This window comes from Rhodanobacter sp. PCA2 (assembly GCF_013620825.1).
Lineage (GTDB): Bacteria > Pseudomonadota > Gammaproteobacteria > Xanthomonadales > Rhodanobacteraceae > Rhodanobacter_A.
Map to the genome: position 1 here is coordinate 1 of NZ_NJIC01000009.1, position 732 is coordinate 732.

Genomic DNA, 732 nt, shown 5'->3' on the forward strand with positions numbered 1-732 from the left:
GGCCGCGCTGCGGTTCGGCGGGCGGCAGTTCGGGCGCGAGGTGGCGGCCGGCCGATGCCGGCACGGCACGCGCGGGCGCTGCGCCGAGCGGGGCGCTGCCGTTGGCGGCGGCGTCCTTCACGTCCTGCATGGTGACCACGCCGTCGGCGCCGCTGGGGCGCACGCGGGTGAGGTCGACCTTGAGCTTCTTCGCCAGTGCGCGTACCGCGGGAACGGCTTTCACGCCGCCGATGCTGGCGGCCTGCTCGACGTGCACGGTGTTGCCGCTGACCATCGCGCCCACCACGGTGCCTTCGTCCTCGCGGTCGGCGGTGGCGGCCTTGGCCGCAGGCGCGGGGGCCGGCGCCGGGGCGGGCGCCTCGGCCTTCTTCGGGCCGTGGTGGTGGCCGGTGGCCTCGGCCTCGGCGCGCTGCTTGGCGTTGGGGTCGGGCTCGAAGTCGGCCAGCGCGGCGCCGGTCTCGATGATGTCGCCCGGCGCGCCGTGGAGCTTCTTCACCGTGCCGGTATAGGGCGACGGCACATCGACCACCGCCTTGGCGGTTTCCATCGAGCACAGCGGCGCATCCAGCTTGATGTAGTCGCCTTCCTTCACGTGCCACTCGACGATGGTGGCGTCGGGCAGGCCTTCGCCGAGGTCGGGCAGGTGGAATGTCTTGATGTCGGCCATGGGTTTCATCCGGGATTTTGAGGTTTTCTCCCTCTCCCCTTTTGGGGAGAGGGCTGGGGTGAGGG

The 732-nt window shown here is 72.1% G+C and carries 1 protein-coding gene; it reads right to left on the reverse strand.

The genetic code is table 11. From position 1 onward, the window contains the following. Positions 1-667, reverse strand: a 667-nt coding sequence (locus tag PCA_RS02095) for a biotin/lipoyl-containing protein (protein ID WP_181300524.1), incomplete at its 3' end; no start/stop codon positions are given. Positions 668-732: the final 65 nt, after the last annotated feature.